The 25672-nt window shown below is 70.5% G+C and carries 26 protein-coding genes; 6 read left to right on the top strand and 20 right to left on the bottom strand.

Annotated elements, in window-relative coordinates; all coding sequences use genetic code 11:
- Positions 1-15 precede the first annotated feature (15 nt).
- From parE to KHU32_RS18415, 5 genes are all read right to left on the bottom strand, one after another.
- Positions 16-1989 carry a DNA topoisomerase IV subunit B gene (parE, locus tag KHU32_RS18435; RefSeq protein WP_213671641.1) on the bottom strand — a complete coding sequence of 658 codons (1974 nt, stop codon included), beginning with the start codon at positions 1987-1989 and terminating at the stop codon, positions 16-18.
- 106 nt (positions 1990-2095) lie between these two features.
- Complete coding sequence (locus KHU32_RS18430) at positions 2096-2809, bottom strand: hypothetical protein (RefSeq protein WP_213671640.1); 714 nt, start codon at positions 2807-2809, stop codon at positions 2096-2098.
- Positions 2810-2906: 97 nt separating this feature from the next.
- A complete protein-coding gene (gene dps, locus KHU32_RS18425) occupies positions 2907-3389 on the bottom strand; it encodes a DNA starvation/stationary phase protection protein Dps (RefSeq protein ID WP_213671639.1) in 483 nt (160 codons plus the stop codon).
- A 65-nt stretch (positions 3390-3454) separates the two neighbouring features.
- Positions 3455-5044, bottom strand: a complete 1590-nt coding sequence (locus KHU32_RS18420) for an MFS transporter (RefSeq protein ID WP_213671638.1) — start codon at positions 5042-5044, stop codon at positions 3455-3457.
- A complete protein-coding gene (locus KHU32_RS18415) occupies positions 5044-6330 on the bottom strand; it encodes an NCS2 family permease (protein WP_213671637.1) in 1287 nt (428 codons plus the stop codon). The genes KHU32_RS18420 and KHU32_RS18415 overlap by 1 nt, the downstream gene beginning before the upstream one ends.
- Positions 6331-6420: 90 nt before the next feature.
- Here KHU32_RS18415 and KHU32_RS18410 point away from each other — a divergent pair, with 90 nt between their 5' ends.
- Positions 6421-6975: a GrpB family protein gene (locus KHU32_RS18410; protein ID WP_213671636.1), complete on the top strand. Its 555-nt coding sequence runs from the start codon at positions 6421-6423 to the stop codon at positions 6973-6975.
- 14 nt (positions 6976-6989) lie between these two features.
- Here the strand turns inward: KHU32_RS18410 and KHU32_RS18405 are convergent, their stop codons facing one another.
- Entirely contained in the window at positions 6990-8057 is a 1068-nt protein-coding gene (locus KHU32_RS18405; protein ID WP_213671635.1) for an NAD(P)H-dependent flavin oxidoreductase, read from the bottom strand.
- Between the two features lie 330 nt (positions 8058-8387).
- On the opposite strand from KHU32_RS18405, the gene glmM reads away from it, so the two are divergent.
- Positions 8388-9776: a phosphoglucosamine mutase gene (glmM, locus tag KHU32_RS18400; protein WP_249681389.1), complete on the top strand. Its 1389-nt coding sequence runs from the start codon at positions 8388-8390 to the stop codon at positions 9774-9776.
- Positions 9777-9835: 59 nt separating this feature from the next.
- Entirely contained in the window at positions 9836-10642 is an 807-nt protein-coding gene (thiD, locus tag KHU32_RS18395) for a bifunctional hydroxymethylpyrimidine kinase/phosphomethylpyrimidine kinase (protein ID WP_213671634.1), read from the top strand.
- Positions 10643-10651: 9 nt separating this feature from the next.
- Here thiD and KHU32_RS18390 read toward each other — a convergent pair whose 3' ends face one another.
- Positions 10652-11533, bottom strand: coding sequence for a hypothetical protein (locus KHU32_RS18390; RefSeq protein WP_213671633.1), 882 nt, complete (start codon positions 11531-11533; stop codon positions 10652-10654).
- Positions 11534-11763: 230 nt separating this feature from the next.
- On the opposite strand from KHU32_RS18390, the gene KHU32_RS18385 reads away from it, so the two are divergent.
- Positions 11764-12447 (top strand): hypothetical protein, encoded by a 684-nt coding sequence (locus KHU32_RS18385; protein ID WP_213671632.1) that lies wholly within the window; start codon positions 11764-11766, stop codon positions 12445-12447.
- 19 nt (positions 12448-12466) lie between these two features.
- Here the strand turns inward: KHU32_RS18385 and KHU32_RS18380 are convergent, their stop codons facing one another.
- Positions 12467-13435 (bottom strand): Bug family tripartite tricarboxylate transporter substrate binding protein, encoded by a 969-nt coding sequence (locus KHU32_RS18380; protein ID WP_213671631.1) that lies wholly within the window; start codon positions 13433-13435, stop codon positions 12467-12469.
- Entirely contained in the window at positions 13432-14484 is a 1053-nt protein-coding gene (locus KHU32_RS18375) for an adenosine deaminase family protein (RefSeq protein WP_213671630.1), read from the bottom strand. The genes KHU32_RS18380 and KHU32_RS18375 overlap by 4 nt, the downstream gene beginning before the upstream one ends.
- Positions 14485-14569: 85 nt before the next feature.
- On the opposite strand from KHU32_RS18375, the gene KHU32_RS18370 reads away from it, so the two are divergent.
- The gene (locus KHU32_RS18370; protein ID WP_249681388.1) at positions 14570-15718 is read left to right on the top strand and encodes a phosphoserine transaminase; all 1149 of its coding nucleotides are present in this window, start codon (positions 14570-14572) and stop codon (positions 15716-15718) included.
- Positions 15719-15931: 213 nt separating this feature from the next.
- Here KHU32_RS18370 and KHU32_RS18365 read toward each other — a convergent pair whose 3' ends face one another.
- From KHU32_RS18365 to KHU32_RS18345, 5 genes are all read right to left on the bottom strand, one after another.
- A complete protein-coding gene (locus KHU32_RS18365; RefSeq protein WP_213671628.1) occupies positions 15932-16336 on the bottom strand; it encodes a Rieske (2Fe-2S) protein in 405 nt (134 codons plus the stop codon).
- The gene (locus KHU32_RS18360; RefSeq protein WP_213671627.1) at positions 16336-17442 is read right to left on the bottom strand and encodes an amidohydrolase family protein; all 1107 of its coding nucleotides are present in this window, start codon (positions 17440-17442) and stop codon (positions 16336-16338) included. Before KHU32_RS18360 ends, KHU32_RS18365 begins: the two co-directional genes overlap by 1 nt.
- Before the next feature lie 13 nt (positions 17443-17455).
- Entirely contained in the window at positions 17456-18553 is a 1098-nt protein-coding gene (locus KHU32_RS18355) for an amidohydrolase family protein (RefSeq protein WP_213671626.1), read from the bottom strand.
- A gap of 75 nt (positions 18554-18628) precedes the next feature.
- Positions 18629-18895: a YMGG-like glycine zipper-containing protein gene (locus tag KHU32_RS18350; protein ID WP_213671625.1), complete on the bottom strand. Its 267-nt coding sequence runs from the start codon at positions 18893-18895 to the stop codon at positions 18629-18631.
- An 11-nt stretch (positions 18896-18906) separates the two neighbouring features.
- Positions 18907-19206 (bottom strand): putative quinol monooxygenase, encoded by a 300-nt coding sequence (locus KHU32_RS18345; RefSeq protein ID WP_213671624.1) that lies wholly within the window; start codon positions 19204-19206, stop codon positions 18907-18909.
- Between the two features lie 147 nt (positions 19207-19353).
- Between KHU32_RS18345 and KHU32_RS18340 the strand changes: the two genes are divergently transcribed.
- Entirely contained in the window at positions 19354-20316 is a 963-nt protein-coding gene (locus tag KHU32_RS18340; protein ID WP_213671623.1) for a Bug family tripartite tricarboxylate transporter substrate binding protein, read from the top strand.
- 38 nt (positions 20317-20354) lie between these two features.
- Here KHU32_RS18340 and KHU32_RS18335 read toward each other — a convergent pair whose 3' ends face one another.
- The 6 genes from KHU32_RS18335 to KHU32_RS18310 all read right to left on the bottom strand — a co-directional run bounded on the left by KHU32_RS18335 (position 20355) and on the right by KHU32_RS18310 (position 25613).
- Entirely contained in the window at positions 20355-20606 is a 252-nt protein-coding gene (locus tag KHU32_RS18335) for a GlsB/YeaQ/YmgE family stress response membrane protein (protein ID WP_213671622.1), read from the bottom strand.
- Complete coding sequence (locus KHU32_RS18330) at positions 20603-21655, bottom strand: YihY/virulence factor BrkB family protein (RefSeq protein ID WP_213671621.1); 1053 nt, start codon at positions 21653-21655, stop codon at positions 20603-20605. The genes KHU32_RS18335 and KHU32_RS18330 overlap by 4 nt, the downstream gene beginning before the upstream one ends.
- Positions 21656-21724: 69 nt before the next feature.
- On the bottom strand, positions 21725-22711 hold the full coding sequence (locus KHU32_RS18325) for a S1C family serine protease (protein ID WP_213671620.1): 987 nt from the start codon (positions 22709-22711) through the stop codon (positions 21725-21727).
- A gap of 24 nt (positions 22712-22735) precedes the next feature.
- Entirely contained in the window at positions 22736-23230 is a 495-nt protein-coding gene (locus tag KHU32_RS18320) for a CinA family protein (protein ID WP_213671619.1), read from the bottom strand.
- Positions 23230-23673, bottom strand: coding sequence for a phosphatidylglycerophosphatase A family protein (locus KHU32_RS18315; RefSeq protein WP_213671618.1), 444 nt, complete (start codon positions 23671-23673; stop codon positions 23230-23232). Before KHU32_RS18315 ends, KHU32_RS18320 begins: the two co-directional genes overlap by 1 nt.
- Positions 23661-25613 (bottom strand): lytic transglycosylase domain-containing protein, encoded by a 1953-nt coding sequence (locus tag KHU32_RS18310; RefSeq protein ID WP_213671617.1) that lies wholly within the window; start codon positions 25611-25613, stop codon positions 23661-23663. The genes KHU32_RS18315 and KHU32_RS18310 overlap by 13 nt, the downstream gene beginning before the upstream one ends.
- Positions 25614-25672 lie beyond the last annotated feature (59 nt).

Here is a 25672-nt window from a genome sequence, read left to right as displayed (position 1 = left end):
GCCTGAGGAACAGGATCACGCATCCACGGCCTCGGCATCCAGCGTCGCGGCATTGTCCTGGATGAACTTGAAGCGCAGCTCCGGCTTGCGGCCCATCAGCGCCTCCATGAGTTCCGCCGTCTTCGCGCGCTCCTCCGGCGGCAGCACCACCTTCAGCAGCACGCGCTTGGCGGGCGCCATGGTGGTCTCCTTCAGCACCGCGGCCGGCATCTCGCCCAGGCCCTTGAAGCGGCTGACCTCGACCTTCTGGTTCGCCTTGAAGTGGCGCTTGAGCTGCCGCTCGCGGTCGGCGTCATCCATCGCATAGACGCTCTTGTCGCCGGCCTGCAGGCGGAAGAGCGGCGGCTGGGCCAGGTAGACCTTCCCCTGCCGCACCAGCTCCGGCAGCTCCTTGTAGAAGAAGGTCATGAGCAGGGCGGCGATATGCGCGCCGTCGACGTCGGCGTCCGTCATGATGACGACGCGGCCGTAGCGCAGCCTCGCGATGTCGAACCGGTCGCCCACGCCGCAGCCCAGCGCCTCGATGAGGTCCTTGAGCTCCTGGTTGCCGCGCAGCTTCTCGGCCGAGGCGCTGGCCACGTTCAGGATCTTGCCGCGCAGCGGCAGCACCGCCTGGGTCTCGCGGTCGCGCGCCTGCTTGGCCGAGCCGCCGGCACTGTCGCCCTCGACCAGGAAGATCTCGGTGTTCACGCTGCTCTCGCTGGAGCAGTCGGTGAGCTTGCCCGGCAGGCGGAGCTTGCGCGTGGCCGACTTGCGGGGCGTGTCCTTCTCGGCGCGGCGGCGCAGCCGCTCCTCCGAGCGCTCGATCGCGAAGGCGAGCAGGTTGTCGGCGTTCTGCGGATCGCCGGCGAGCCAATGGTCGAAGGGATCGCGCAGCGCGCCTTCGGTCAGGCGCTGGGCGTCGGCGTTGGTGAGCTTGTCCTTCGTCTGGCCCTGGAAATGCGGGTCGCGGATGAAGACGCTGAGCATCCCCGCCATGCCGCCGAGCATGTCTTCGGCGGTGATATTGGCGGCGCGCTTCTCCTTCTTCATCTCGCCATAGGCGCGCAACCCCTTGAGCAGCGCGCCGCGCAGCCCGGCCTCATGCGTGCCGCCCTGCGGCGTGGGGATGGTGTTGGCGTAGGTGGAGAGGAAGCCGTCGCCCTGGTCGAGCCAGGTGATGGCCCATTCGCAGCGGCCGGCGGAATTCGGGAACTCGGCGGTGCCCGCGAAGGGCGCCTGCACCACGGCCGAACGGCCCTCGACGGCCGAGGCCAGGAAGTCCGACAGGCCGCCGGGGAAGTGCAGCACCGCCTCGGTCGGCGTGTCGCCGTTCACGAGGGAGGCGTCGCAGCGCCAGCGGATCTCGACGCCGCGATACAGATAGGCCTTGGAGCGGCAGAGCTTGAACAGCCGCTCGGCGCGGAACTGCAGGCTGCCGAAGATCTCGGGGTCGGGCTTGAAGCGGATCAGCGTGCCGCGGCGGTTGCGCACCTCGCCGCTGCGCTTGAGCTTCGAGGTAGGCTTGCCGCGCGCATAGGTCTGGCGGAAGAGCTCGCCGCCGCGCGCGACCTCGACCTCCAGCTCCTCGGAGAGCGCGTTCACCACGCTGCTGCCCACGCCATGCAGGCCGCCCGAGGTGTCATAGGCCTTGCCGGAGAATTTTCCGCCCGAATGCAGCGTGGTGAGGATGACCTCGAGGGCCGAGAGCTTGGGGAATTTGGGATGCGGATCGACCGGCACGCCGCGGCCGTTGTCGCGCACGGAGAACCAGTTCCCCGCCTCCAGCACCACGTCGATGCGGTCGGCATGGCCGGCCACCGCCTCGTCCATGGCATTGTCCAGGATCTCGGCGGCCAGGTGGTGGAGCGCGTTCTCGTCCGTGCCGCCGATATACATGCCGGGGCGACGGCGCACGGGCTCGAGCCCTTCCAGGACCTCGATGTCGGCGGCGTTGTAGCTGGTGGCCGCGCCAGCCTTGCCGCCGCGCCCCCCGAAAAGGTCGTTCATGATGTGTTCGCTGTCCCCGGGCCGGACCTTACCCGAGGCGCGGGGGCCTTCGCAACCTCAGCGCCGTCGATCCCCGGGCCTCTCCCTTACCAAGGGGATACTCCACTCAGCGCCGGGCGCGGCCCCCGGCCAGCGCCGGCCAGATCGACAGCAGGGTCCGAGGCGTCGAGGCCCGCGCCTTGGCGAGGGTGAAGCCGGCCAGGATCGCATCGAGGCTGTGCGAGTCGTCCGGGCTCCGCTTGGGCACGACGATCTCGTGGCCCACATGCGCGCCGAACTCGCCGACGAAATCACCCTTCACCGTGAAGCAGATGCCGACGGTGTCCGAGGTGTTCTTCGCCAGCGCGGAACGGACCATCTGCTGCGGCTTGAAGAGGTTGAAGGCGGACATCTTCAGGTGCGAGGCCATGCCCGGCCCGTTGAAGGAGATGAAGGGCAGGCCTGACCAGTTGCCCACCACCTGCGCCAACCCGCCGCCCAGCGAATGGCCGACGATGCTGATGGAGCGCCCGAAGGCATTGGCCTGCGCCCATTTCACCATCGCAAAGGCGCTGCCGGACATGTTGGGGATCACGTTCAGGCCGATCCGCACATTGCCGGAATTCTGGGAGATGGGCGCGGTGGTCAGGCCGCCCTTGGTGCCCGAGAAGCCGACGATGATCTCGGAAGCGGATTCGAAGACGCCGCCCTGGTAGCCATTGCCGTACCAGGTGGCCCATTCCCATTTCTGGACGGTCCAGTCGGCGGGCGCATCCACCGCCGAGCCGGCCCGCGCGTAGCAGGCCTGGGCGATGTCCAGATATGTTTCGATCGTCGCCATTGGAGGGGCATCCCCGCGGTGTGGCTCATTTCGTGGAGCCAAACCGGGGGAGCGGCAACATATTCGTGGCGATGGATCCGATAGGCGACGCCTATCGTCAGCCGAGATGCGCCTCCAGCATCCACAGCGCCTTGTCGAGCAGGCGCGAGGTGCCGGTGAAGAGATCGGCCGTGTCGGCGTCGCCGGCCTCGGCGGCGGCGTCGATCGCCTCGCGGGTCGTGTTGGCGAGGGCGCCGTAGCGCTCCGCCAGCGCGGCCACATGGGCCAGGCCGTCCTTGAGATCGGCGGGGTAGGGCGCGAGGCGCGTGGCCGCCCCGATCTGCTGTGTCGTGCCCGTCGGCGTGCCGCCGAGCTGGACGACGCGCTCGGCCGTGTCGTCCACCGCGACGCCGAGCTGGTCGTAGAAGGTCTCGAACTGGGCGTGCAGCGCCGCGAAATGCGGGCCCTTCACGTTCCAATGCGCCATGCGAACCGAATTGGTGAGGTCCATGAGGTCGACGAGGGCGGCGTTGAGCAGCGCGACGCTGGCGATGCGCGTGTTCTCGCCCAGAGAGTTACGGGTCTTCGCAAGCTTGGCCATGACTTCCTGACTCCTTGGTCATGGCCATTATGGGAAGGTGCCCGGGCGGCGTCACGCGGCGGTGCCTAGACCCTGACATTCACGTAGCGCGCGGCTTCCGGGCCGCCCTCGACGTTGTGGAAGCCTGCCGCCCTGGCCAGGATGGCCCGGTCCTCCTCGGTCAGCCGCGCGGCCTCGCGCAGATGCTCGGCCCAGCTCTCGATCGACCAGAGCTCGACCCATCGCTCGGGATGCGCGACGTCCTCGTAGAGCCGCCAGGAGGCGGCGCCGCCGCGCAGGCGGACGCGCCGGCATTCCGCCATCGCCGCCAGGAAGCGCGGCCGGTCGGCCGGCGAGACGCGGTAGCGGACGGCCTCCATCACCTGCCGGTCGCCCTCATGCAGCATGGCGCGCAGCTCGGCCGCGGCGGGCTCGGGGCGGGCGAGCTGCACGGTGGCCGGCGGCGTCGCGACCACGCCTTCGAGCCGCCAGCCCCGCACGGCGATGGCCCCGCCCGCAGCGCCGGCCGCGAAGAGGATCATGGTGAACTCGACGCCGATGCGGCCGGCGATCCAGCCCGCGAAGGCCGCGCCCGCCGCCATCGCGCCGAAGAAGCACATCTGGTAGACGCCCATCGCCCGCGCGCGGACCCAGGCCGGCGCCGCCAGCTGCGCCGAGGCCTGCAGCGTCGAGGCGGCGGAGATCCAGGACACGCCGTAGAGCAGCATGCCCAGCGCGGCAAAGGCCCAGTGGTGGAGCGTCGCCAGGATCAGCAGCGACAGGGCGCTCAGCAGCGAGGACCAGAAGACCAGGCCCGAGCGGTCGAGCCGCCCGCGCACCGCCGGCAGCAGGAAGCCCGCGCCGACCGCGCCCGCGCCCATGCAGCCGAGCAGCAGGCCGAAGGCCTGCGGGCCGAGCTGCAGCGTCTGCTTCACCAGCAGCGGCAGCAGGCCCCAGACGGCGGAGCCGAAGAGGAAGAAGGTCACCGCGCGGATGATCGCGGCGTGCATGGCAGGCGTTGCCGCCACGAAGCGCGAGCCCGCGCGAATGGCGGAGAGGAACTGCTCGCGCGGCATGCGCGAGGTCACCTTCTCGCGCTTCCAGAGCAGCAGGGAGACCACCAGCGTCAGGATGCACAGGGCATTGAGCGCGAAGGCGGCCTCGACGCTGAACCAGGCGATGACGAGGCCGCCGATCGCAGGGCCCACCGCGCGGGTCAGGTTGAAGCCGATGCCGTTGAGCGCGATCGCGCCCACCAGATCCTCGCGCGGGACCAGCTCCGGCGTGGTGGCGGCCCAGGCGGGGAAGGTCATGGCGAGGCCGGCGCCGAGCGCGAAGGTGAAGGCGATGAGCCCCCAGGGCCCTAGCCCGCCGCTCCAGGTCAGCAGGCACAGGAGGCCTGCCATCAGGACCATCCAGACCTGTGCCGCGATGAGGAAGAGCCGGCGGTCCATGATGTCGGCCAGGGCGCCGGCCGGCAGTGCCAGCAGGAAGACCGGCAGCATCGAGGAGGCCTGCACGAAGCTCACCATGATGGGCGCGGGGTCCAGGCTGGTCATTAGCCAGCCGGCCGCCGTGTTCTGGATGAAGAGCCCGGTATTGGAGGCGAGGTTGGCGAGCCAGAGCAGCCGGAAGGCTGGGTGGCGCAGCGGCGCGAAGGCGGCGGGGCGACGCATCAGATCACAGCGAACTTGATGGCGCAGAGGCCGGCCAGCAGCCAGACGGCGCCATGCACCTCCCGGGCGCGGCCGGCCAGCGTCTTGATGCCCGCATAGGCGAGGAAACCGAGACCGATCCCGGTTGCGATGGAGAAGGTGAAGGGCATGGCAAGCATGGTTAACACCGCCGGCAGGTATTCGGTTTCATCCTGCCAGTTCAAACCCTTGAGGGCCTGCGCCATGAGGCAGGCGACGAAGATCAGCGCCGGCGCGGTCGCGAAGGCCGGCACCGAGGCCGCGAGCGGCGCGACGAAAAGCGCGATCAGGAAGAGGGCCGCGACCGTCACCGCCGTCAGTCCGGTGCGGCCGCCCTGCTGGATGCCGGCCGCGCTCTCGATGTAGCTGACGGTGGTGGAGGTGCCGAGCACGGCGCCCATCATGGCGCCCCCGGAATCCGCCATCAGCGCGCGGCCGAGCCGGGGCACGCTGCCGTCCGGGCGCATGAGCCCGGCGCGTTGGGTGGTGCCGATCAGCGTGCCGGTATTGTCCAGCAGGTCGACCAGGAAGAAGGTGAAGACGACGCCAAGGATGCCGAGCGAGAGCGCGCCCGCGATGTCGAGCTGCAGGAAGGTCGGCGCCAGCGAGGGCGGCAGGTCGAAGACGCCCTGGATCGTGGTCAGGCCGAAGGGAATGCCCGCCGCGGCGGTGGCGAGGATGCCGATGATGACCGCGCCCGGGACGCCCCGGGCCGAAAGCGCCGCCATCAGCACGAAGCCGGCGCAGCCCAGCGCGACCGGCGTGGAGGCGAGGTCGCCCATGCTCACCAGCGTCGCGGGATGGGCGACGACCAGGCCGAGATTCTTCATGCCGATGAGGCCGAGGAACAGCCCGATGCCGGCGGCGATGCCGAGCTTCATCGAGAGCGGGATGCCGCCGATCAGCCATTCGCGGATCCGCAGCACGCTCACCGCGAAGAAGAGCAGCCCTGAAATGAAGACGGCGCCCAGCGCCGCCTGCCAGGGAATGCCCAGCGTGCCGACCACGACGAAGGCGAAGTAGGCGTTGAGCCCCATGCCGGGCGCGAGCGCGATCGGGAAATTGGCCAGCATGCCCATGAGGGCGGAGCCGATCGCGGCGGCGAGGCAGGTGGCCACGAAGGCCGCGCCCGGGTCGATGCCGGCGGCGGCCATGATCTGCGGGTTCACGACCAGCACATAGGCCATGGTCAGGAAGGTGGTGGCCCCCGCCGCCATCTCGCGGCGCATCGTCGTGCCGTTCTCGCTGAGCCTGAAGAATCGCTCCATGAACCGTGCCGCTCCCCTGCGTGGCCGGCCGGAGACTAGTGTGCGATGCGAAGCGGTGGAATCACCGAAGCGGCGAAGGATTGTTTTCTCGTGATCAGGATCGTCGAGTATCGGCCGGACTGGCCGGACGAGTACCGTGCGTTGGCCGAGCGCCTTCGTGCGGTTACGCCCCCCGGCGCGCAGCTGCATCACATTGGCTCCACCTCCGTGCCGCAGCTGGCGGCGAAGGACGTGATCGACCTCCAGATGACAGTCGGTTCGCTGGACGAGGTAGATGGCGCCGCGCTGGCAGGGATCGGCTTCGTCGAGCGGCCGGGACTGTCGGATCATGCGCCGCCGGGCGCGCCCTTGCCGTCCGGGGAACTGGCCAAGCGCTTCTTCCGGGGTGGGCCTCGGGCAGCCAACCTGCATGTCCGCGAGCAGGGCCGCTTCAACCAGCGCTATGCCCTGCTCTGTCGCGACTATCTCCGGGCCCAGCCGGAAGCGGCCGAGGCCTATGCGCTCATCAAGCGCCGCCTGGCCGACCGCTTTCCGAAGGACGAGGACGCCTATTACGACATCAAGGATCCGGTCTTCGACATCCTGATGGCCAGCGCCAATCTCTGGGCCCGGGCCACGGGTTGGCGCCTTCCGCCCGGCGACTGAGGTGCCGCGGGCTGCTAGCCCGGCAGCAGGGATTCGGCCTCGGCCCAGATCCGGCGAACGACCTCGCCCGCCGGTTCCGCGCGTGCCATCGCCGCACCCTGTCCGGCCCAGAGCTGCATCCGGCCCGCATCGCCCGCCTTGCCCGCCTCGGCCCGCATCGGGCCGGTCAGGATGCGCTGGATGGGGTAGGGCGCCGGGGGCACCTTGTCGAAGAGGGCGGTCGCCTCGTTGGCGATGCCGCGCGCGAGCCGGCCGCTGAAGCCGCGCGTCAGCACCGTGTCCTCCGGGCCGGCCTGCGTCAGCGCCTCCGACCAGGCCGGGGCGATCCCCGCTTCCGGACAGCGCAGGAAGGCGGTGCCGAGCTGAACGGCGCTGGCCCCCAGCGTCAGCGCGGCCGCGACGCCGCGGCCGTCCATGATCCCGCCGGAGGCGATCACCGGCACGCTCAGCGCATCGGCCAGGCGGGGGACGAGCGCGAAGAGGCCGATGAGCTGGTGTTCCGCCCGCGCCGCGTCGAAGGCGCCGCGATGGCCGCCGGCCTCGGCACCCTGGGCGATGATGGCGTCCGCGCCGGCCGCTTCCGCCTCGCGCGCCTCGGCCAGGGTGGTCGCGTTGCAGATCCAAAGGATGCCGCGGGCCTTGAGCTCGGCCACGACGTCGGGGCTCCAGCCTACGCCCATGATGGTGGAGACCACGGCCGGCCCGGCCGCGAGCGTGGCCGCGGTCTGCGCGGCGAAGTCCTGCAGGAAGGGACCCTCGCCCGGCGGCGGGGGCTCGGGGCCGAGCGTCGCCAGCGCGGCGCGCACGGCATCCTCCTGCGCGGCGTCGCGCGCGGGAGCGGGATCGGGGGCCCAGAGGTTGATCTGGAAGGCGCCGTTGCTTTCGGCCCGGAACTTCCGCGCCCAGCCGACGATCTCGTCCGGCGTCGACAGTAGCGCGCCGAAGCCCGCCATGCCGCCCGCCCGGGCCACCGCGATTCCGAGCTCGGGTGGCGAGGCGCCTGCCATCGGCGCTTGCAGGATGGGCACGCGCAATCCGAAGCGAGTGCAGAAGGCGTCGGTGCGTTCGCGAGCGGTCGTCATGATGCAAGCAGGCTGCTCGCCGACGCGGCGATTGTCCACCGTGGGGCATGGTGGTCGAGCGGATCAATCTGCGGGAAAATTGTTTTACTTTGGTGTGCGGCAATAATCGTGGAAAAGGCGCGTTGCCTTTTCCAGTATGTCGTCATGCTGAACTTGTTCGGTGTCGCGCTCCTGCAATCCATCATCGAGACGGTGCGTGCCTGGACTGTCATCCTTCCGGCTTCGCCTCATTCTGGCCTTGCCGGGGGTATGGATAGTCCGCCTGCGCGTCGCGTCCTATGATTGTCCCCTTGGCCGAGAGGCTGTAGCAGCCGGGAGGCTGCCCAACCCATGACGAAGCCCATGACCCTCAAGACCCATCCCGGCGCCCCGAAGCGCAAGCTCTTCGGCACCGACGGCATCCGCGGCACGGCCAATCGCGCGCCGATGGATGCGGGCACCGCGCTGCGCCTCGGCCAGGCGGCCGGCCGGTTCTTCAACCGGGGCACGCATCGCCACCGCGTCGTCATCGGCAAGGACACGCGGCTCTCGGGCTACATGCTGGAGCCGGCGCTGACCGCGGGCTTCGTTTCCGCCGGTATCGACGTCGTGCTGGTCGGCCCGCTGCCGACGCCGGCAATCGCGCTCCTGACGCGCTCACTGCGCGCGGATCTCGGCGTGATGATCAGCGCCTCGCACAACCCGCATGAGGATAACGGCATCAAGCTCTTCGGCCCCGACGGGCTGAAGCTCTCCGACGAGCAGGAATGCGCCATCGAGGCGCTGATGGACGGCGACCTCACGGCCGCGCTGGTGACGCCCGAGCGTCTCGGCCGCGCCTCGCGGCTCGAGGATGCGCCGGGCCGCTACATCGAGGCCGCGAAGGCGAGCTTCCCCCGCGGCCTCACGCTGGAGGGCCTGCGCATCGTCGTCGATTGCGCGCATGGCGCGGCCTACAAGGTGGCGCCGACTGTCCTTTGGGAGCTTGGCGCCGAGGTGGTGAGCGTGGCCGTGGCGCCCGACGGCTTCAACATCAACCGCAATGCCGGCTCTACCTCGCCCGGCCCGCTCGCCGCGCTGGTGCGCGAGCGCCGGGCCGATCTCGGCATCGCGCTGGACGGCGACGCCGATCGCGTCGTGCTGGTGGACGAGCTGGGCCAGGTGATCGACGGCGACCAGATCCTGGCGCTCATCGCTGCCTCCTGGGCGCGGCAGGGCCGCCTCAAGGGCGATGCCCTGGTCGCGACTGTTATGAGCAACATGGGGCTGGAGCGCTTCCTGAAGGGCAAGGGGCTTGCCCTGCACCGCACCTCGGTCGGCGACCGCTACGTCAGCGAGCGCATGCGCGAAACCGGCTGCAACCTCGGCGGCGAGCAGTCGGGCCACGTCATCCTCAGCGACTTCGGCACCACCGGCGACGGGCTGGTGGCGGCGCTGCAGGTCCTGGCCGTGCTGGTCGAGGAGAAGCGGCCCGCCAGCCAGGTGTGCCGCCAGTTCGAGACGCTGCCGCAGAAGCTCGTGAACATCCGGTTCACCGGCGCCTCGCCGCTGAAGGATGCGGGCGTGCAGGGCGTGATCGCGGAACAGCAGGCGGCGCTCGGCGATACCGGCCGCGTGCTCATCCGCGCCAGCGGCACCGAGCCGGTGATCCGCGTGATGGTGGAGGCCGAGGAAGAGGCGCGCCTGAACCGGGTGCTCGACAGCCTGTGCGGGACCATCCGCTCCAAGGTGACCACGTGACTCTCCCGCTTGCCGGGCGCCGCGAGAGCGCCGGCGGGAACTGACCAGGAAGAAATGACATGAAGGGGCGCGTCCTCATCTGCGCCGGCTCGGATTCGGGCGGCGGCGCCGGGATCCAGGCCGATATCAAGAGCGTCACGGCGCTGGGCGGCTTCGCCATGACGGCGATCACCGCGCTCACCTCCCAGAACACGCTGGGCGTGCAGGGAGTGCTGGGCGTGGAGCCCGCCTTCATCCGCCAGCAGATCGCCTCCGTCATGGACGATCTGGGCGCTGACGCCATCAAGACCGGCATGCTTCACGACGTGCCGACCATCGAGGCGGTCTGTGACGAGCTCACCGCGCGTGCCCGGGGCATTCCGCTGGTCGCCGATCCGGTGATGGTGGCCAAGGGCGGCCATCACCTGCTGGCGCCGGATGCGGTGCAGACGCTCAAGCGCCGGCTGCTGCCCCTGGCGGCCCTGGCCACGCCGAACATTCCCGAGGCCGAGGTGCTGGCCGACATGCCGATCGACGGCGAGGCCTCGATGCTCGCGGCGGCGCGCGCCATCCTGGCGCATGGCGTCCCGGCGGTGCTGCTGAAGGGCGGCCATATGGAGGGCGAGGTTCTCGTCGACCTGCTGGTCACGGCCGAGGGCGTGGTCCGCTTTGAGGATCGCCGCATCGACACGCCGCATACCCATGGCACTGGCTGCACGCTGGCCTCGGCCATCGCGACGGGCCTGGCCCAGGGCCTGGCGCTGGAGCCTGCCGTGGCGCGGGCGCGGCGCTATGTGCGGGCCGCGATCCTGGCTGCGCCGGGCTATGGCGGCGGGCACGGCCCGCTCGACCACGGGGTCACCGTGGAGGCCGGCCGCTTCGACTGACGGCGGCCTTCAACCGGCCAGGAAGGCCGGATCGAACATCTCCGAGAGCCGGGTCTGCTCGGCGGTCGTTACCCGGTCGAGCCCGCCGAGGGCCGCCTGCAGCAGCACCTCCCCACCGGGCGGCAGCACCACGCCGAGCGCGGCGAGGTCGGCCGCCACGGACTCGCCGGGCGCCAGGTAGCGGTTAGAGGCCCGCAGCTCAGGCGCGCCGCGCAGCCGCACCAACAGGATACGGCCGGCCATCGGCTCCGCGCTGTGCGACAGCAGGGCTGCGCCGCATTGCACGCCGCAGAGCACGGCCGCCGGCGGCCCTGGCAGCGCGAAGCTCATGAAGAGCGGCAGCCCGGTCGCGACGTCGTGCAGCGGCAGGTGCAGGGTGCGGCCAGCGATGGCCGCCGTGCCCTGGAAGAAGGCCGCGCCGATCGGCAGATCCTCCCGATACTCGGCGCCGATCGTGCCGGCCCGCGCCAGGTTGAGCTGCAGCGAGGCACGCAGCACCCGGCCGGCGAAATGCGGCGACCAGGCGAGGGAATAGGCGGCGTAGCGCCCCGCGATCTCCACCCCCAGCGTGGCAGAGGCGCGCGCCGGCGTACGCGTGGGCGCCGTCCGCGGGCCGAAGCGCGCCACCAACTCGGCCTGGAACTCCTCCAGGCTGCAGGTGGCGATCCAGGCCCCGTCCTGCGGCAGGGCCAGTACCTTCGCCCAGTCCTGATAGACCTCGGCGAAGCGCGGCTCGGCCTTGCCCTGCAGCCATTTCTGCGAGCGCTGGAGGTCGAAATAGGTCGAGGCATTCACCGCGCGGAACCGCCCGCATAGGTCTTTCAGGCTGCTGCAGCCGAGCGCCCGCATCGTCAGCCGCAGCTTCTCGGCGATCTCGGTCGGCGTGGCCATCGCTGCGGCACCCTCCTCGGCGCCCCGGGAATTTCCGGGGAGATTCCTACGCCGGCAAGGTCGGGAATTCGAGACGCCCGGCGAAGAAAACCGCGGGCCGCGCGGTGCCGCGTTTCGGCCCGGCGCCATTTCCATCGGCATTCCGGGATTTTCCGGAAATTCCACTCCGGCGCAGTCTGGGGCGGCTGGCATGGTCCGCGCCGCACCTTCCTCCTCCACGGAACAGCGCCATGCCGGACAAGTACAACGTCGATTCCTACAGCGTCCCCAATCTCACCGAGCGGCTCGTCATGGCCGACGTCTTCCGCCACATGCATGCGGTCTTCGAGGGCGGAACTTTCCGCAAGTTCACGAAGCGGCGCGCCGTGTCGCAGGCCGTCTACGCCGTCGCCAAGCATTTCGGGCATCGGACCGCCTTCTACGACCTGTATCTGGACCATGCGTCGCGGGTGCCCGACCTGCTGAACAACCAGGTGGACAAGGTCTTCCGCGTCCCTACGGAGGGCGTCCAGCTCAACTGGTTCCTCACGGTGCTGGGCGGCGAGACCAAGAAGAAATCGGCGAGCGCCTCCGTCACCACGCGGCTGGACGCGAATGCGATCATGGCGAACCAGATCGAGATCAAGAGCTGGGGAACGCGGCGCGTCTTCGTGATGATGGAGCTCAGCGGCCAGGCCTTCATCAACCTCTGCTGCGACTACGGCAAGCGCGCGCTGGCCCGCCAGTTCCGCGACAAGCTGGTGCAGAAATGGGGCAATCTCGGCACGACCTACGGCATCTACCGCGCACATGGCAGCGACGCGGGCGACGAGGGCTACCGCTTCGTCCGCTACGTGGACGACGTACCGAAAGTCTATACCGAGGGCTTCGGCTGGCAGAACATGACGCTCAGCCACGACGACATGCGGCGCTGACCGCGGCGGGCCGGCAGCCTCACTCGGCGCGGATGTTTCCTTGCCGCACCACTTCCTCGTACCGGGCGAGCTCGCTCCGGACGAGGGCGGTGAGCTCGTCGGGCGTCCGCTGCCAGGGCGTCATGCCGACGGCGGCGAGCCGCTGGCGGAAGCTCTCATCGGCCAGCATGGCGTCGAGCTCACCGGCGATCCGCCGCAGGATCGCCGGGTCCGTCCGCGCGGGCGCGAAGAGCGCCTGCCAGGCCAGCATCTCCAGCCCCGCGAATTCCGGCAGGCGCGCCAGGGGAGGCACATCCGGCAGCTGCGGGCTGGGCTCCAGCGAGGAGACGGCGAAGGCCTTGATCCGGCCCTCACGGACCAGCGAGGCCGTGCTGGTGACGCTGAGCACGGCGAGGTCCAGCCGCCCGGCCATCAGATCCGTCGGGATCTGCGCCGCGACGCGATAGGGCACGTGCTCCAGCCGCGCGCCCGAGCGCCGGGCGATGATCTCGCCCCAGAGATGCAGGGAGGTGCCGGTGCCGGAGCTGGCGAAGGTCAGCCCTTCGGGCTTCGACTTGGACAGGGCGATGACGCCGGCCATGTCGGTCGCGGGCAGGTCCGGCCGGCCCACCAGCGTCAGCGGCAGCGAGGCGATCATGCCGATCGGCGCGAAGTCCCGGAGCGGCTGGTAGCGCACGGCACTCGGCGTCACGAAGGGGGAGATGGTGAAGGGGCTTTCCACGCCCAGCAGCAGCGTATGGCCGTCCGGCGCGGCGCGGGCGGCGCGCTCGGTGCCGATCGTGCCGCCGGCGCCGGGCGCGTTCTCCACGACGACGTTCTGGCCCAGCCGCCGCGTCAGCTCGCTGGCGGCGAGGCGCGCCACTGTGTCCACGTTGCCGCCGGCCGCGAAGGGCACGATCAGCGTGATGGTCCGCGACTGCGCGAGGGCCGGCAGGGCCGGCAGGCCGGGCGAGGCGGCGCCGAGGACGAGGAGGTGGCGGCGATTCATGAGAGCACTCCCTGGGGGAAGCATTCGGCCGCCAGCGCGTCGAACTCCTCGGCGAAGGCGGCCTCGATGTGGCGGCGCGCGGGTTCCGGCAGGAAGGAACCGCGGACGCCGTTGAGCATGAAGCCGCGCAGATCCGCCAGGCCGAAGCCGAAATCCTCCACCATCATCCGCCAGCAGCGCGTGGGCGTGACCTGGTGCAGCGGCGGGTCGTCCGTGTTGGGATGGATCAGCAGGCCGGCGGCGGGCATGCGGCGGATCGGGTGGTCCTCCGCCCAGCGCTCGGGCGGCAGGGTGCGCAGGTAGTAGGAATTGGTCGGCACCACGGTGAAGAGCACGCCGCGCTCGGCGCAGCGGGCGGCGAGCGCCGGGTCCTCCAGCACGGTGTAGCCGTGATCGATCCGGTCGACCTCCAGCAGGTCCAGCGCGGTCTCGACGTTGCGCGGGTGGCAGCCGAACTCGCCGGCATGGGCGGTGAGGCGGAAGCCGCCCTGCTTGGCGAGGCGCCAGGCCTTCCAGAACAGCTCCGGCGGGCGGTCCGTCTCGCGATAGTCGATGCCCATGCCGATGATGGGGTCGCGGCGATGGGCGAGCATCCATTCGGCGAGCTGGGTCGCGTCCTCCGGGGTGGCCTCGCGGTCGATGGAGGGGATCAGCAGGGCCGAGACGCCGAAATCCGTCGCGGCATCGGCGAAGCCGGCCAGGATGGCGTCGGCGCCCTTGGCATAGGGAAAGATGTGCTCCGTGCCGGTCGGGTTCCAGAAGATCTCCGAATGGCGCACGCCATGGGCGGCCGCGTCCTGCAGGTGCTCATAGGCGATGCGATGCAGGTCGCCCGACTGGCGCAGCACGCGCTGCTCCAGGGTGCGGAGCACGTGCAGCACGCCCTTGGGCTTGGCGTCCCGGGCGTAGAGCGCCTCGGTCTCGGCCGCGGTCATGCCGCAGCGCGCGGCCATTTCGGCGAAAGTCGCCTGCCGCACGGCGCCCAGCAGGTGCACGTGCAGGTCGACCTTGGGCATGGCGTGGCAGAAGGTTTCGAGCGCGTCGGACATGCGGCGGACACTGCCTCGCGGCCCGCCGGAAGGGAAGGCCGGAGCGCTGATGACAGCGCGGCTGGGCCATGCCAGGAAAGCGGCCATGCTGAAGCCGCAAAATCCTTGCTTCTCCTCCGGCCCCTGCGCCAAGCGCCCGGGCTTCTCGCTGGCCGCGCTGGAAGGCGCGCTGCTGGGCCGCAGCCACCGCGCCCCGGCGCCCAAGGCCCGGCTGGCCGAGGTCATCACGCGCTCCAAGGCCATCCTCGGCATGCCGGAGGACTATCGCCTGGGCATCGTGCCCGCCTCCGATACCGGGGCCGTCGAGATGGCGCTGTGGAGCCTGCTGGGCCCGCGCCCCGTCGACGTGCTGACCTGGGAAAGCTTCTCCACCGAATGGGCGCAGGACATCGCCTTCGAGCTGAACCTGTCCGAGTTCCGGATGATCCGCGCGCCCTATGGCGGCCTGCCGGACGTCTGGAAGGTGGACCCGAAGCATGACTGCGTCTTCGTCTGGAACGGCACGACCAGCGGCGTGCGCCTCGTCGCGGCCGACTGGATCGCCGATGGCCGCGAGGGCCTGACCATCTGCGACGCGACTTCGGCGGCCTTCGCCATGGACCTGCCCTGGGACAAGCTCGATGTGGTCACCTGGTCCTGGCAGAAGGTGCTGGGCGGCGAGGCGGCGCATGGGATGCTCGCCCTCTCGCCGCGCGCGGTGAAGCGCCTCGAGGAGCACAAGCCGACCTGGCCGCTGCCGAAGATCTTCCGCCTCACCAAGGACGGCAAGCTCAACGAGGGCATCTTCAAGGGCGACACCATCAACACCCCCTCCATGCTCTGCGTCGAGGATGCGCTGGACGGGCTTCGCTGGGCGGAGTCGGTCGGCGGCCTGCCGGGGTTGATCGCGCGCTCGGAAGCCAATCTCGCCGCGGTCGCGGCCTGGGTGGAGGGGAGCGACTGGGCCAGCTTCCTGGCGATGGACCCGGCCACCCGCTCCTCGACCTCGGTATGCCTGACGATCGTCGCCGACTGGTTCACCGCGCTGGATTCCGCAAAGCAGGCCGAGGCGGCCAAGCGGCTGGCCGCGATCCTGGAGGAAGAGGGCGTGGCGCTGGACGTGGGCAGCTATCGCGACGCGCCGCCGGGCCTGCGGATCTGGTGCGGCGCGACGGTGGAGACCTCCGACGTCGAGGCGCTGCTGCCCTGGCTCGACGTGGCCTTCGCGCGGGTCGCGCAGGAATTCGCGGGCTGAGGATACCCCCGCGGCGATCCGCGTCCCGATTTACGGGGACGCGGCGCCCGGGCGTCTATCCCGTCAGCGCAGGCCGAAGAAGCTGAGCACGGCCACGACGACGACCACGAGACCAACGATATAAATGATGTTGTTCATGAGGAGCTTCCTTCTGCTCATCGCGTAACCGCGAAGGCGAAGGAAGGTTTCGGAGCCGACGCAAAGAGAAGCCCGTCAGATCTCCACCACGACGTAGTCTTCCTCGATGCTGACCGGGAAGGTCTCCGCCTGGAGCTGCAGCGCCTCGCCCTTCTCGACGCAGGCGGGGAAGGCGCGCACCTTCATCCGCCGCGGGTCGAAGCGGGATTTCCCGGTGCGGATATCGAACTCCCAGGCATGCCAGGGGCAGCGCACGATCTCGCCCGCGCGGGCATAGCCGTATTCGCCGGGGCAGTTGCTGTCGATCACCGCCATCGACGTGCCCTGCGACAGCGAGGCCCCCTGGTGCGGGCAGCGGTCGGCCAGCGCGAAGAACTCGCCGCCCAGGTTGAACAGCACGATCTTCTTGCCGTCGAGCTCGACCATCCGGCGCTCGCCGGGGCCGATCTCGGTGGCGGGTCCTACGACGTGGCGTGCCATCAGAAGTCGTACACCTTCTTCGCGTTGCCGCCGTAGATGGCGGCGCGTTTCGCCTCGGGGATGAAGCTCGGGATCGCGAAGCGCGGGTCGTCGAAATCCCAGTGCGGATAGTCGCTGGCGTAGAGGATGCGGTCCCAGCCGATCCAGCCCATGCAGTCCAGCAGCTGCTCCGGCCGCGGCGGCTCCTCGACGGGCTGGGTGCTGACCCAGACGTGCTCGCGGATCTGCTCGGAGGGCAGGCGCTTCAGGTGCGGCAGCTCGTGCCGCAGGGAGGGGAACTGCTTGTCCAGGCGCCAGGCGACGCTGGGCAGCCAGCCGAAGCCGCATTCGATGAGCACGATGCGCAGCTTCGGGAAGCGTTCGAACAGGCCCTCCAGCACCATGGAGACAAGCAGCGACTGGCAGGAGGTCGCGTGCTCGCTGACCTCCTCGATGTAGAAGCTTGGCCAGCCGCCATTGGTCATGGCCCAGCCGGAATAGCCGAAGGCGTGGATGCCGATGGGCAGGCCCACCTCCTGCGCCGCCTCGTAGATCGGCCAGTACTTCGGATTGCCGAGCGGGTGCGAGGTGCGGCTCATCAGCAGCACCTGGCAGAAGCGCTTGTCGCCGCCGCGCAGGCGGATCTCCTTCGCGCTGGCCTCGGGATCCTCGTAGGGCACGACGACGGAGGCGCGCAGCCGGTCGTCATTCGCCACCCAGGTCGCGAGCTGCCACTCGTTCACCGCATGCGCCATCGCGACCGAGAAGGGATTGTTCTGGTCGCCCTGGCCGGAAGGCTGCAGCGGATTGAGGATGCCGATGTCCACGCCATGGAAGTCCAGGTGCTGCGTGGAGACGAAGGCCGGGTCGCTGGCCGGCGTGCCTCCCTCGGGCGTCCAGGCGTCGATGCGCGAGGCCAGCGGCTGCGACTTGAAGTAGGGCGGCCCCTTCACGAAGCCGTGGCGCGCCCGCATGCCGTAGGTGGCCAGGCGGTCGCGCATCGCGGCGGAGAGCCAGGGGTCGAAGTCGTGGGGCGATCTGGCGCGCGGATGGATATCCACGTCGATAAGCCCCTGCGTGGCCGCGAGGGGCCGGCCCGGAGAAGCCTGCGGACGGATGACGTTCATGCCACTGTCTCCTTCATGGCTGCACCGCCGGCTCGCGCGCTTCCGCGCGGCCGGGGACGGCGAGACGCTTGTAGGTCGACACCGCGTTGTCGACGCAGATCTTGCGGACGAGCTCCGGGCTCAGGCCCGGGGGAAGCTTCGGCGCGCCGTCGAACTGCCAGTGCGGCCAGTCGCTGGACCAGAGCAGCATCTCGTCGCTGCCGAGGTGATCCATCAGCCGCTGCACCGTCTCGGCGTCGTCGGGCGCGTCGAAGGGCTGGACGGAGAGGCGCACATTCTCCCGCACCACCTCGATCGGCGAGCGGTCGAGCCAGGGCACCTCGAAGCGGACGCCTTTCCAGCCCTTGGTGAGGCGCCACAGGAAGGCCGGCAGCCAGCTCACGCCGCTTTCCAGCAGCACGACCTTCAGCGTCGGGAACTTCACGAAGACGCCCTCGGTGATCAGCGAGGCCAGGGTGCTCTGGAAGCCCTGCTGGTTCGCCACGTAGTCCTCGGCGTACCAGGAGGGCCAGCCGACGGAGGTCACCGGGTTGCGGTAGGTGCTGCCGGCGTGGATGGCGAGCGGCAGGTCATGCTTCACCAGCGCTTCGAAGATCGGCCAGTTGTGCCGGCGGCCGAGCGGGGTCTCGCCCATCACCAGCACCATGGCCTGGACGAAGCGCGGGTCCGGCGCGCAGCGCTCGATCTCGGCCACCGCGTGCTCGGGGTTGAACATGGGCAGCACGATGGAGGCCGCGAGCCGCGCATCGGCATCGAGCCATTCCTGGCGCGTCCAGTCGTTCAGCGCCCGGGTGAAGCCGTTTGCCAGATCCTCGTTGAAGACGAGCTGCACGCCGTAAAGCGGCGTCACGATGCCATGCGCGATGCCCCAGGGATCGAGCACCTGCTCGCGCAGCTGGCCCACCGTCGCGGCGGGCGCGCCGGTCGCGGGGCGCCAGTCGGCCCGGACGGTCTTGGGCGAGCGGGGCGGGTAGGATTGAGAGTCGAAGCCCTCCATGCCGCGCATGCGAATCTGGTCGCGCCAGACGGGTTCGAGATACGGGGCAAGGGCGGAAAGATCCGGCACCATGGGGTGCAGATCGACGTCGATGGTGCCCTTCGGCAGTTCCATGTTCATTTCCTCTCAGGGCGCGACTGTGCCACGCCCTGAGAGGTCATGAAAGTCCGGACCTTTCGGTCCTAAGGCTTAGTAGCCGCGATAGTAGCCGCCGCGGCGGGGCCGCTCCGGGGTCGTCGCTGCGCCGATGGCCGCACCACCCAGCGCGCCCACGCCGGCGCCGATCAGGGCGCCCTGGCCACCGCCCGCGAGGGCGCCCACGGCGGCGCCGCCGCCCGCGCCGAGCAGCGCGCCGCCCGCGGCCCGCTGGCCAGGGCTATAGGGGTTGTTGCACGCGGTGACGGCGAGGCCGAGACCCGCGACGACGACGGCGAGGCGAAGCTTGGTTGCCAGCATCTTGTTATCCTTCAGAAGTTGCAGACGGTGATCTTCCGATCCGTGACCAGATCGGCATAGGCCGCACGGGTGCGCGCCAGGCGGGGATTCGCCGTGTGCGCGGCCAGCGCTGCGTCATCGGCATAGACCTCCACCAGCATGACTCGGCTGAGATCCGGGCCATCCTTGCCTTTCGGTTGCAGGACGTCAAAGCGCTCGCAGCCCGGCTCGTCCTGAAGCGTGCCCGCGGCATGCTCCCGGATGACCGCCTCGAACGCCGCGTGGGCGCCTTCCTTCAGGTGAAATTCAACCACGAGACAGATCTTCGCCATGACGCTTCCTGGTTTCTGCTGCCGGCCACTTTGGCCGGGGAGGTCCAAGCCTAACGTCAGCGGAACGCCGTGAAACCCCCTTCGGATGCCTCCAAGCTCGCCTCCGGCTTAAGCGGGTGTCATACTTCCCGGAATAGGAGGAAATGAATGTCCAAACTCACCCGGCGTACCCTTGGTGCGTCGCTCTCCCTGCTGGCCGCCCCCGCGATCGCCCAGCCCGCCTGGCCCGCGCGCAACGTCACCATCGTCGTGCCCTTCGCCCCCGGCGGCAGCACGGATGTGCTCACCCGCCGCATGGCGGAGAAGATGACGCAGACGCTGGGCCGCACGGTGCAGGTGGAGAACCGCCCCGGCGCCAATACCATCATCGGCGGCGAGGCCGTCGCGCGCGCGCAGCCCGACGGCTACACGCTGCTGATGTCCTCGGGCACGACGCTGACGATCAATCCGATCGTCCAGCCGAACCTGCCCTACAAGCTCGAGGACTTCGCGCCGATCTCGCTCTGCACGACCTATCCCTTCGCCGTGATCGCGCGGCCGGATGGGCCGCAGGACATCCCGGCCCTGATCGCGGCCGCGAAGGCGCGCCCCGGCCAGATCACCTACGGCACCAATGGCCCGACGACGTTGACCAACGTCGCCATGCTGATGGTGCTGCAGGGCCTCGGCATCACCATGCAGGACGTGACCTATCGCGGCGACGCGGCGGCGATGAACGACTTCATCGCGGGCAATCTCGACCTGCTGGTCGTGGCCGGGAGCACGGCGATGCCGGTGATGCGCAACGGCCAGGGGCGGATCCTGGGCTGGACGAGCCTGCGCCGCATGCCGCAGACGCCCGACATCCCCGCCTTCTCGGAATTCGCGCCGGGCGTGGATGCATTGAGCTGGTTCGGCCTCCTGGCCCCCGCCCGTACGCCGCAGGCGGCCATCCAGGCCATCAATGCCGCGGCAGTGCAGTCGCTGACCGATCCGCGTATCCGTGAGAGCGTCATCGGCGACGTGCAGAACGTGGTGGGCAGCAGCCCGGCCGAATTCGCGGAATTCCTGCAGGCACAGCTGGCCGCCTGGCGGCCCGTGCTGAGCCGGATGGAAGTCCCGCTGAACTGAAGGCGAGGGGGCGAGGGTACTGTCCCTCGCCCCTGCATTCAGGCGCGTCGGCGCATCGCGCTCAATAGCCAGAGCAGCAGCACGGCACCGAGCGTCGAGACGAGCAGGCTTGGCAGCCAGCCCCGATAGGCGATGCCCAGAAGGCCCGCGATCCATCCGCCGAGCAGCGCGCCCACCAGGCCGACGATCAGGTTCGTGATAAGGCCATGGCTGCGTGCCATCAGCCGTTCCGCGATCCATCCGGCCAGCAGGCCGATGACGATCGCGCCGAAGAATCCTACGCCGTTCATGTCCGTCCAGCCTCCATGGTGGTCCGTTCCCGCCGGCCCCGTCGGCCGAGCGCGGTAAGCAGGGCGATGGTCGCCACGATCCAGGCCGCCTGGACCCTGTCCTGCCGGCCGGAGACTGCGGCATCGGGCAGCGTAGCAGGGGGAAGGAGCTCGGGCGGAAGAGTCTCGACGGCGACGGGGGGCGCCTTCGGCGCCGAAGCCGGGGCCTTGCCCGACCAGGCGCGGGTGAACTCCGCTCCGAGCAGGAAGATCACCGCCGAATAATAGAGCCAGAGCAGCACCACCGCGAGCGCGCCCGCGGCGCCGAAGCCGCGCGCCGCGCCCGAGGTGCCGATGTAGAAGCTGATCGCCATCTTGCCGAAGCTGAAGAGCAGCGCCGTCGCGAAGGCGCCCACCAGCACGTCGCGCCACTGGAGGCGGCGGTCGGGCAGGATCTTGTACACCGCCGCGAAGAGCAGCGTGATGAGGATCAGCGAGACCGCGAAGCTGAGCAGGCTCAGCACCACGCCGAGGCCCGGCATCCGCGCGTCCAGCCAATGCCCGAAGGCGTTGAGCCCGGCGCTGATCACCAAAGAGACAAGGAGCAGGAAGCCCGTCGTGCCGACGAGGCCGATGCTCAGCGCCTTGGCCCGCATGAAGGCGGTGATGGCGGCGGCGGGGCCTTCATCCGCGGCGGGGGGAACCTCCGTCTTCCAGATGGCGTTGAGCGCGCTCTGCAGGGCGCCGAAGGCGCCGGAGGCGGTGAGCATCAGCGTGACGATGCCGAGCGCCAGGGCGAAGCCGCCCCGCGTCTCGCCCAGCGCGTCGTCCGACATGCGCTGCACGGCCCCGGCGGCGTCCTGCCCGATGAGGCCGCGCATCTGGTCGGCCAGGGCCTGGCGCACCTGGTCCTCGCCGAAGACGAGGCCGGCGAGGCCGCTGATGAGGAAGAGCAGGGGGCCGAGGGAAAACAGCGCGAAATAGGCGATGGCGGCCGCGCGCGTCAGCGCCTCATCCGCCAGGAACCCCTCGACCACGTTCAGAACGAAGGCATAGCCCCGCGCGAGCATCCACCCGACCCCCCAAATGCGGGGGCTCAACCATCGAAAGCGGGCGCGGTTGCAGCGCCGCCGCCGCCCTCAGTGCAGGCGGGGCGCCTTCAGGTGCCGCGCGCGGTCGCTGCTGACGATCGCGAGGTCGAGCTGGCGGCTGCCGCGCGAGAGCGTGAGTCGCACCTCGGCCCCCGCCGGCCCGGCCGCACGCACGGCGGTCCAGAGCGAGGCGAGGTCGTTCACCGCCTGGCCGTCGACCGCGAGGATGCGGTCGCGCGCCCTGACCCCGGCGCGCTCGGCGGGGCCGCCCTTGGCCAGGGAGCCCACGCCCACCGCCTCGTCATCCTCGGTGGCGTAGAGGCCGAGCCAGGGGCGTGCCGGCCGGCCGGAAACGCCCGTGCTGCGCAAGGTCTCCAGCACCGGCAGCAGCTCGTTGATGGGCACGACCATGTTCAGGTCCAGCCGCTTGCCGCCCTCGCGGCCCTGCTGGAGGATCAGCGAGCCGATGCCCACCAGCCTGCCGTCGCTTCCGAAGAGGCCGGCGCCGCCCCAATGGGGATGGGCAGGCGTGGTGAAGATCGCGTCCTCAAGCAGGTATTCCCAATAGCCCGCGAAGGGCTGGCGCGCCGCGACCGTGCAGGCCAGCGCATGGCTGCGCCCGCCCGCGGCGGCGAGCACGCCGGCGGTGCCGTGGCGCATCGTCTCGGAATCGCCGAGCGGCGCGACCTTCTGGCCGGGCAGCCGCCCGAGGGTCTGCACCAGGCCGAAGCCGGTCTCGAAATCCATGGCGAGCGGCGTGGCTTCGACCACGCGGCCGTCATTGGTGGTGATCCAGACCTGCTCGGCCTCGGTGATGATGTAGCCGATGGTCAGGACCAGCCCGCCCTCGTCGATCCACACGCCCGAGCCCTCGCGCTCCACGCCCAGCGCGGCGGCGGAGGTGGCATCGGCCGGGACGCGGGACTTGATGGCGACGACGCTGGCCAGCCGCTCCTCGAGGTCGAAGCCGAATTCCGCGGGGACGGGCTGGAAGGCTTCGGGCACTTCCCATTCGTCGTCGTCGTCATCATCCATGGGATTCGGCCCTCCTGATGAAGCTCATATAGCGCCCATCAGGGAGCGGGCCAGAGCGAAGGCCTCACGAACCGTGGCGGCACGGATGGCGGTGCGGTCGCCGGGGAAAACCTTCCGAGAATGGAGGGTCGGATGGCCAAGGCGCGCGGCAGCCAGATGCACGAGGCCCACGGGCTTTTCCGCGCTGCCGCCGCCGGGTCCGGCGACGCCGGTGCAGGACAGCGCGATCGAGGCGCCGGAGCGAGCCAGCGCGCCTTCCGCCATGGCGCGGGCCACCTCCTCCGACACGGCGCCGACGCGGCCGATGAGCGCGGCCGGCACGTCCACCATCGCCGTCTTGGCCTCGTTGGAATAGGTGACGAAGCCCGCCAGCACGACGGCCGAGGAACCGGCGACCGAAGTCAGCGCCGCCGCGATCAGCCCGCCCGTGCAGCTTTCGGCGGTGGCGAGGGTGAGGCCGCGCGCCTTCAGCGCCTCCAGCAGGGCGGCGGCTTCCGCGAGGGTTTCTTCGTCGAGCATCAGGCGATTCCCACCCAGGCAAGGAGAAGCAGCACGGCCGCGGCCAGCGCGCCGGCCACGAGGTCGTCGGCCATGACGCCGAAGGGGCCGTGCTGGCGGTCCGCCCAGCCGACCGGGCCGGGCTTCAGGATGTCGAAGGCGCGGAACAGCGCGAAGGCGAGCAGCACGCCCAGCCATCCGCCCGCCGCCGCGAGGGCAAGGGACTGCCCGGCCGCCTCGTCCACCACGATCCAGCCTGGGTCCTGCCCGGCCTCGGGCAGGCGCGCCACGGCCCAATAGCCGGCGACGGCGAAGATCAGCGCCGCGAGCAGCGCGACCCATCCGGGCAGCAGCGCGAGCGGCAGGACGACGGCTGAGCCCCAGGTGCCGGGCGCGGGGCGGAGGAAGCCGATGCCGCCCAGGGAGGCGATGGCGCGCGGGGCCGCCGCGATCACCGCAGCCACGCGGCCATCGGGTGGTCGAGCGCCGCGCTGGCGGGGCTCTGCGCCCGATAGACCGCGACATTCTCGATCACGCGCTGGACGTAGTTGCGCGTCTCGGCGAAGGGGATCAGCTCCATCCAGTCCAGCAGGCGGATATTGCCGGTGCGCGGATCGCCGATGCTGGTCATCCACTCGTTCACGCGCCCGCCGCCCGCATTATAGGCGGCCGCGGCGAAGGCCATTACGCCGCTGAAGGTCTCCATCCGGTCATTGATGTAGTAGGAGCCGAGGCGGATGTTGTGCGTCGGGTCGGTCGTCAGCCAGCTGGTCTGGTGCGGGATGCCCATGCGCCGGGCCACGTACTGCGCCGTCGTGGGCAGGAGCTGCATGAGCCCGCGCGCGCTGGAGGACGAGACGGCGTCGATCTGGAAGTTGCTCTCCTGGCGCGTGATGGCGAAGACGAGGGCGGGTTCGGCCTGGCCTTCCGGCGCCGGATAGGGCGCGGGCCAGCCGTCCTCCACCATCATGGCGCCGTTCGCGCCGCCGCGACGCGAGACCCAGACGGCGAAGTCCGGCCGGCCGATGACGGTGCCGAGCCGGGCGATGAGCAGCCGTTCGGCATTGTTGGGCGCCACCGCCTCCAGGCGCAGAAGGAAGGGGCGGGCGCGGCGGGCCTCGCCGAGGTCGCCCAGCGCCAGGACGAGGCGCGGCAACTCGCGGTCGAGGAAGGCGCGCGCCTCGGCCTCGGTCGGGCGCGGCACGGCGAGGTTGTTGATGCGGGCGGAGATCTGCGCGCCGTTCTCGCCCAAGGCGAGGGCGGCCATCTGGCCATAGAAGGTCACCGGGAAGCCGGCCGCGCGCTGGAAATGGGCGGTCGCGCGGGTGCGGTCGCGCTCGGCAAGGCCCTGCCAATAGGCGGCCCGGCCCTGCGTGATGGCGCTGCGGCTGCCCTCGGCGAGACGCTGGAAATGCGGCAGGGCGCGGCCGGGGTCGTTGAGCAGGCGCAGCGCGATGAAGCCCGCCAGGAACTCCGCATCCTGCCGCGGCTCGCCGGCCAGGGTCTGCCCGTGCTGCGCGGCCACCGTATAGGCGGTCCGCGCATCGCCGAGCCGGACCAGCTTGCGCGCCAGGATCTGGCGCTCGGTCCAGATGGCGCGCTGCGCGGCGGCCGGCAGGCCGGCCTGGGAGGAAGCACCGGCGGCCCAGGCGGCGGCGGCGTCGCTGTCGCGCTCCGCGCGGCGCAGCATGCGGGCGCGCTCCAGCGTGGCGCCGGCGTCGCGCGCCGCGGCCGTCGGGTCGGGATCGGCGCCGCCGCCCGTGGCATAGGCCAGGCGCAGCTCGGCCAGCGGGCGCCGGGCCGCGTCGAGCATCGGCAGCAGGCGCTGGCTGGCCGCGTAGTCGCCGCCGAAGCCGAGGCGGTTGAAGCGGCGCCAATGGTCGTCGGGCGTCAGGAGGGAGCCGGCGCGCTCGAGGAAGGTGGTCTCGCCGAAGGCGTCGGAGGGCGTGTCGTCGCCCCAGGCGCGTGCGGCGGCGGTCCGCGCCTCGGCCTGGCGGCCGGCATTGAGAAGGGCGGTGAGGTAGCGCGTGGCACCATCCAGCGTGCGCGGCGCCCGGCCCAGGAAGAAGCGCAGCGCCAGCGCATCGTCGGGATCGGCGGAGAGGAGTTCCTCGGCGCGCTGGGCCAGGGCTTCCTGGCCGGGCCAGTCGGCGGCGGTCTCGATGAAGCCCACGATCTCGGCCGCGCTGGCCGCGCCGCCGCGCTGGCTCAGCCGCATCCAGGTGACCATCTTGGCGATGAGCGGATCGGCCGCGACGGCGGCGGAGGAGGCTTCGTTCCATCTCTGCCCCTGGGCCGCGGCCAGGGCCTGCCGTCCGGCTTCGCGACCAGGGACGGACCCGGTCTGGGCGAAAGCGGGGGCGGTGAGGGCGAGCAGGGCGAAGAGGGTGAGGATACGTCGCATCCGCGCATCCTAGCCTCTCGGTGCAAGGCTGTAATCCAGTTGGTGCGCTTGTTGCGATG

Source organism: Roseococcus pinisoli, from assembly GCF_018413645.1.
Taxonomy (GTDB): Bacteria; Pseudomonadota; Alphaproteobacteria; order Acetobacterales; family Acetobacteraceae; genus Roseococcus; species Roseococcus pinisoli.
This window is presented reverse-complemented; position numbering and strand designations above follow the sequence as displayed.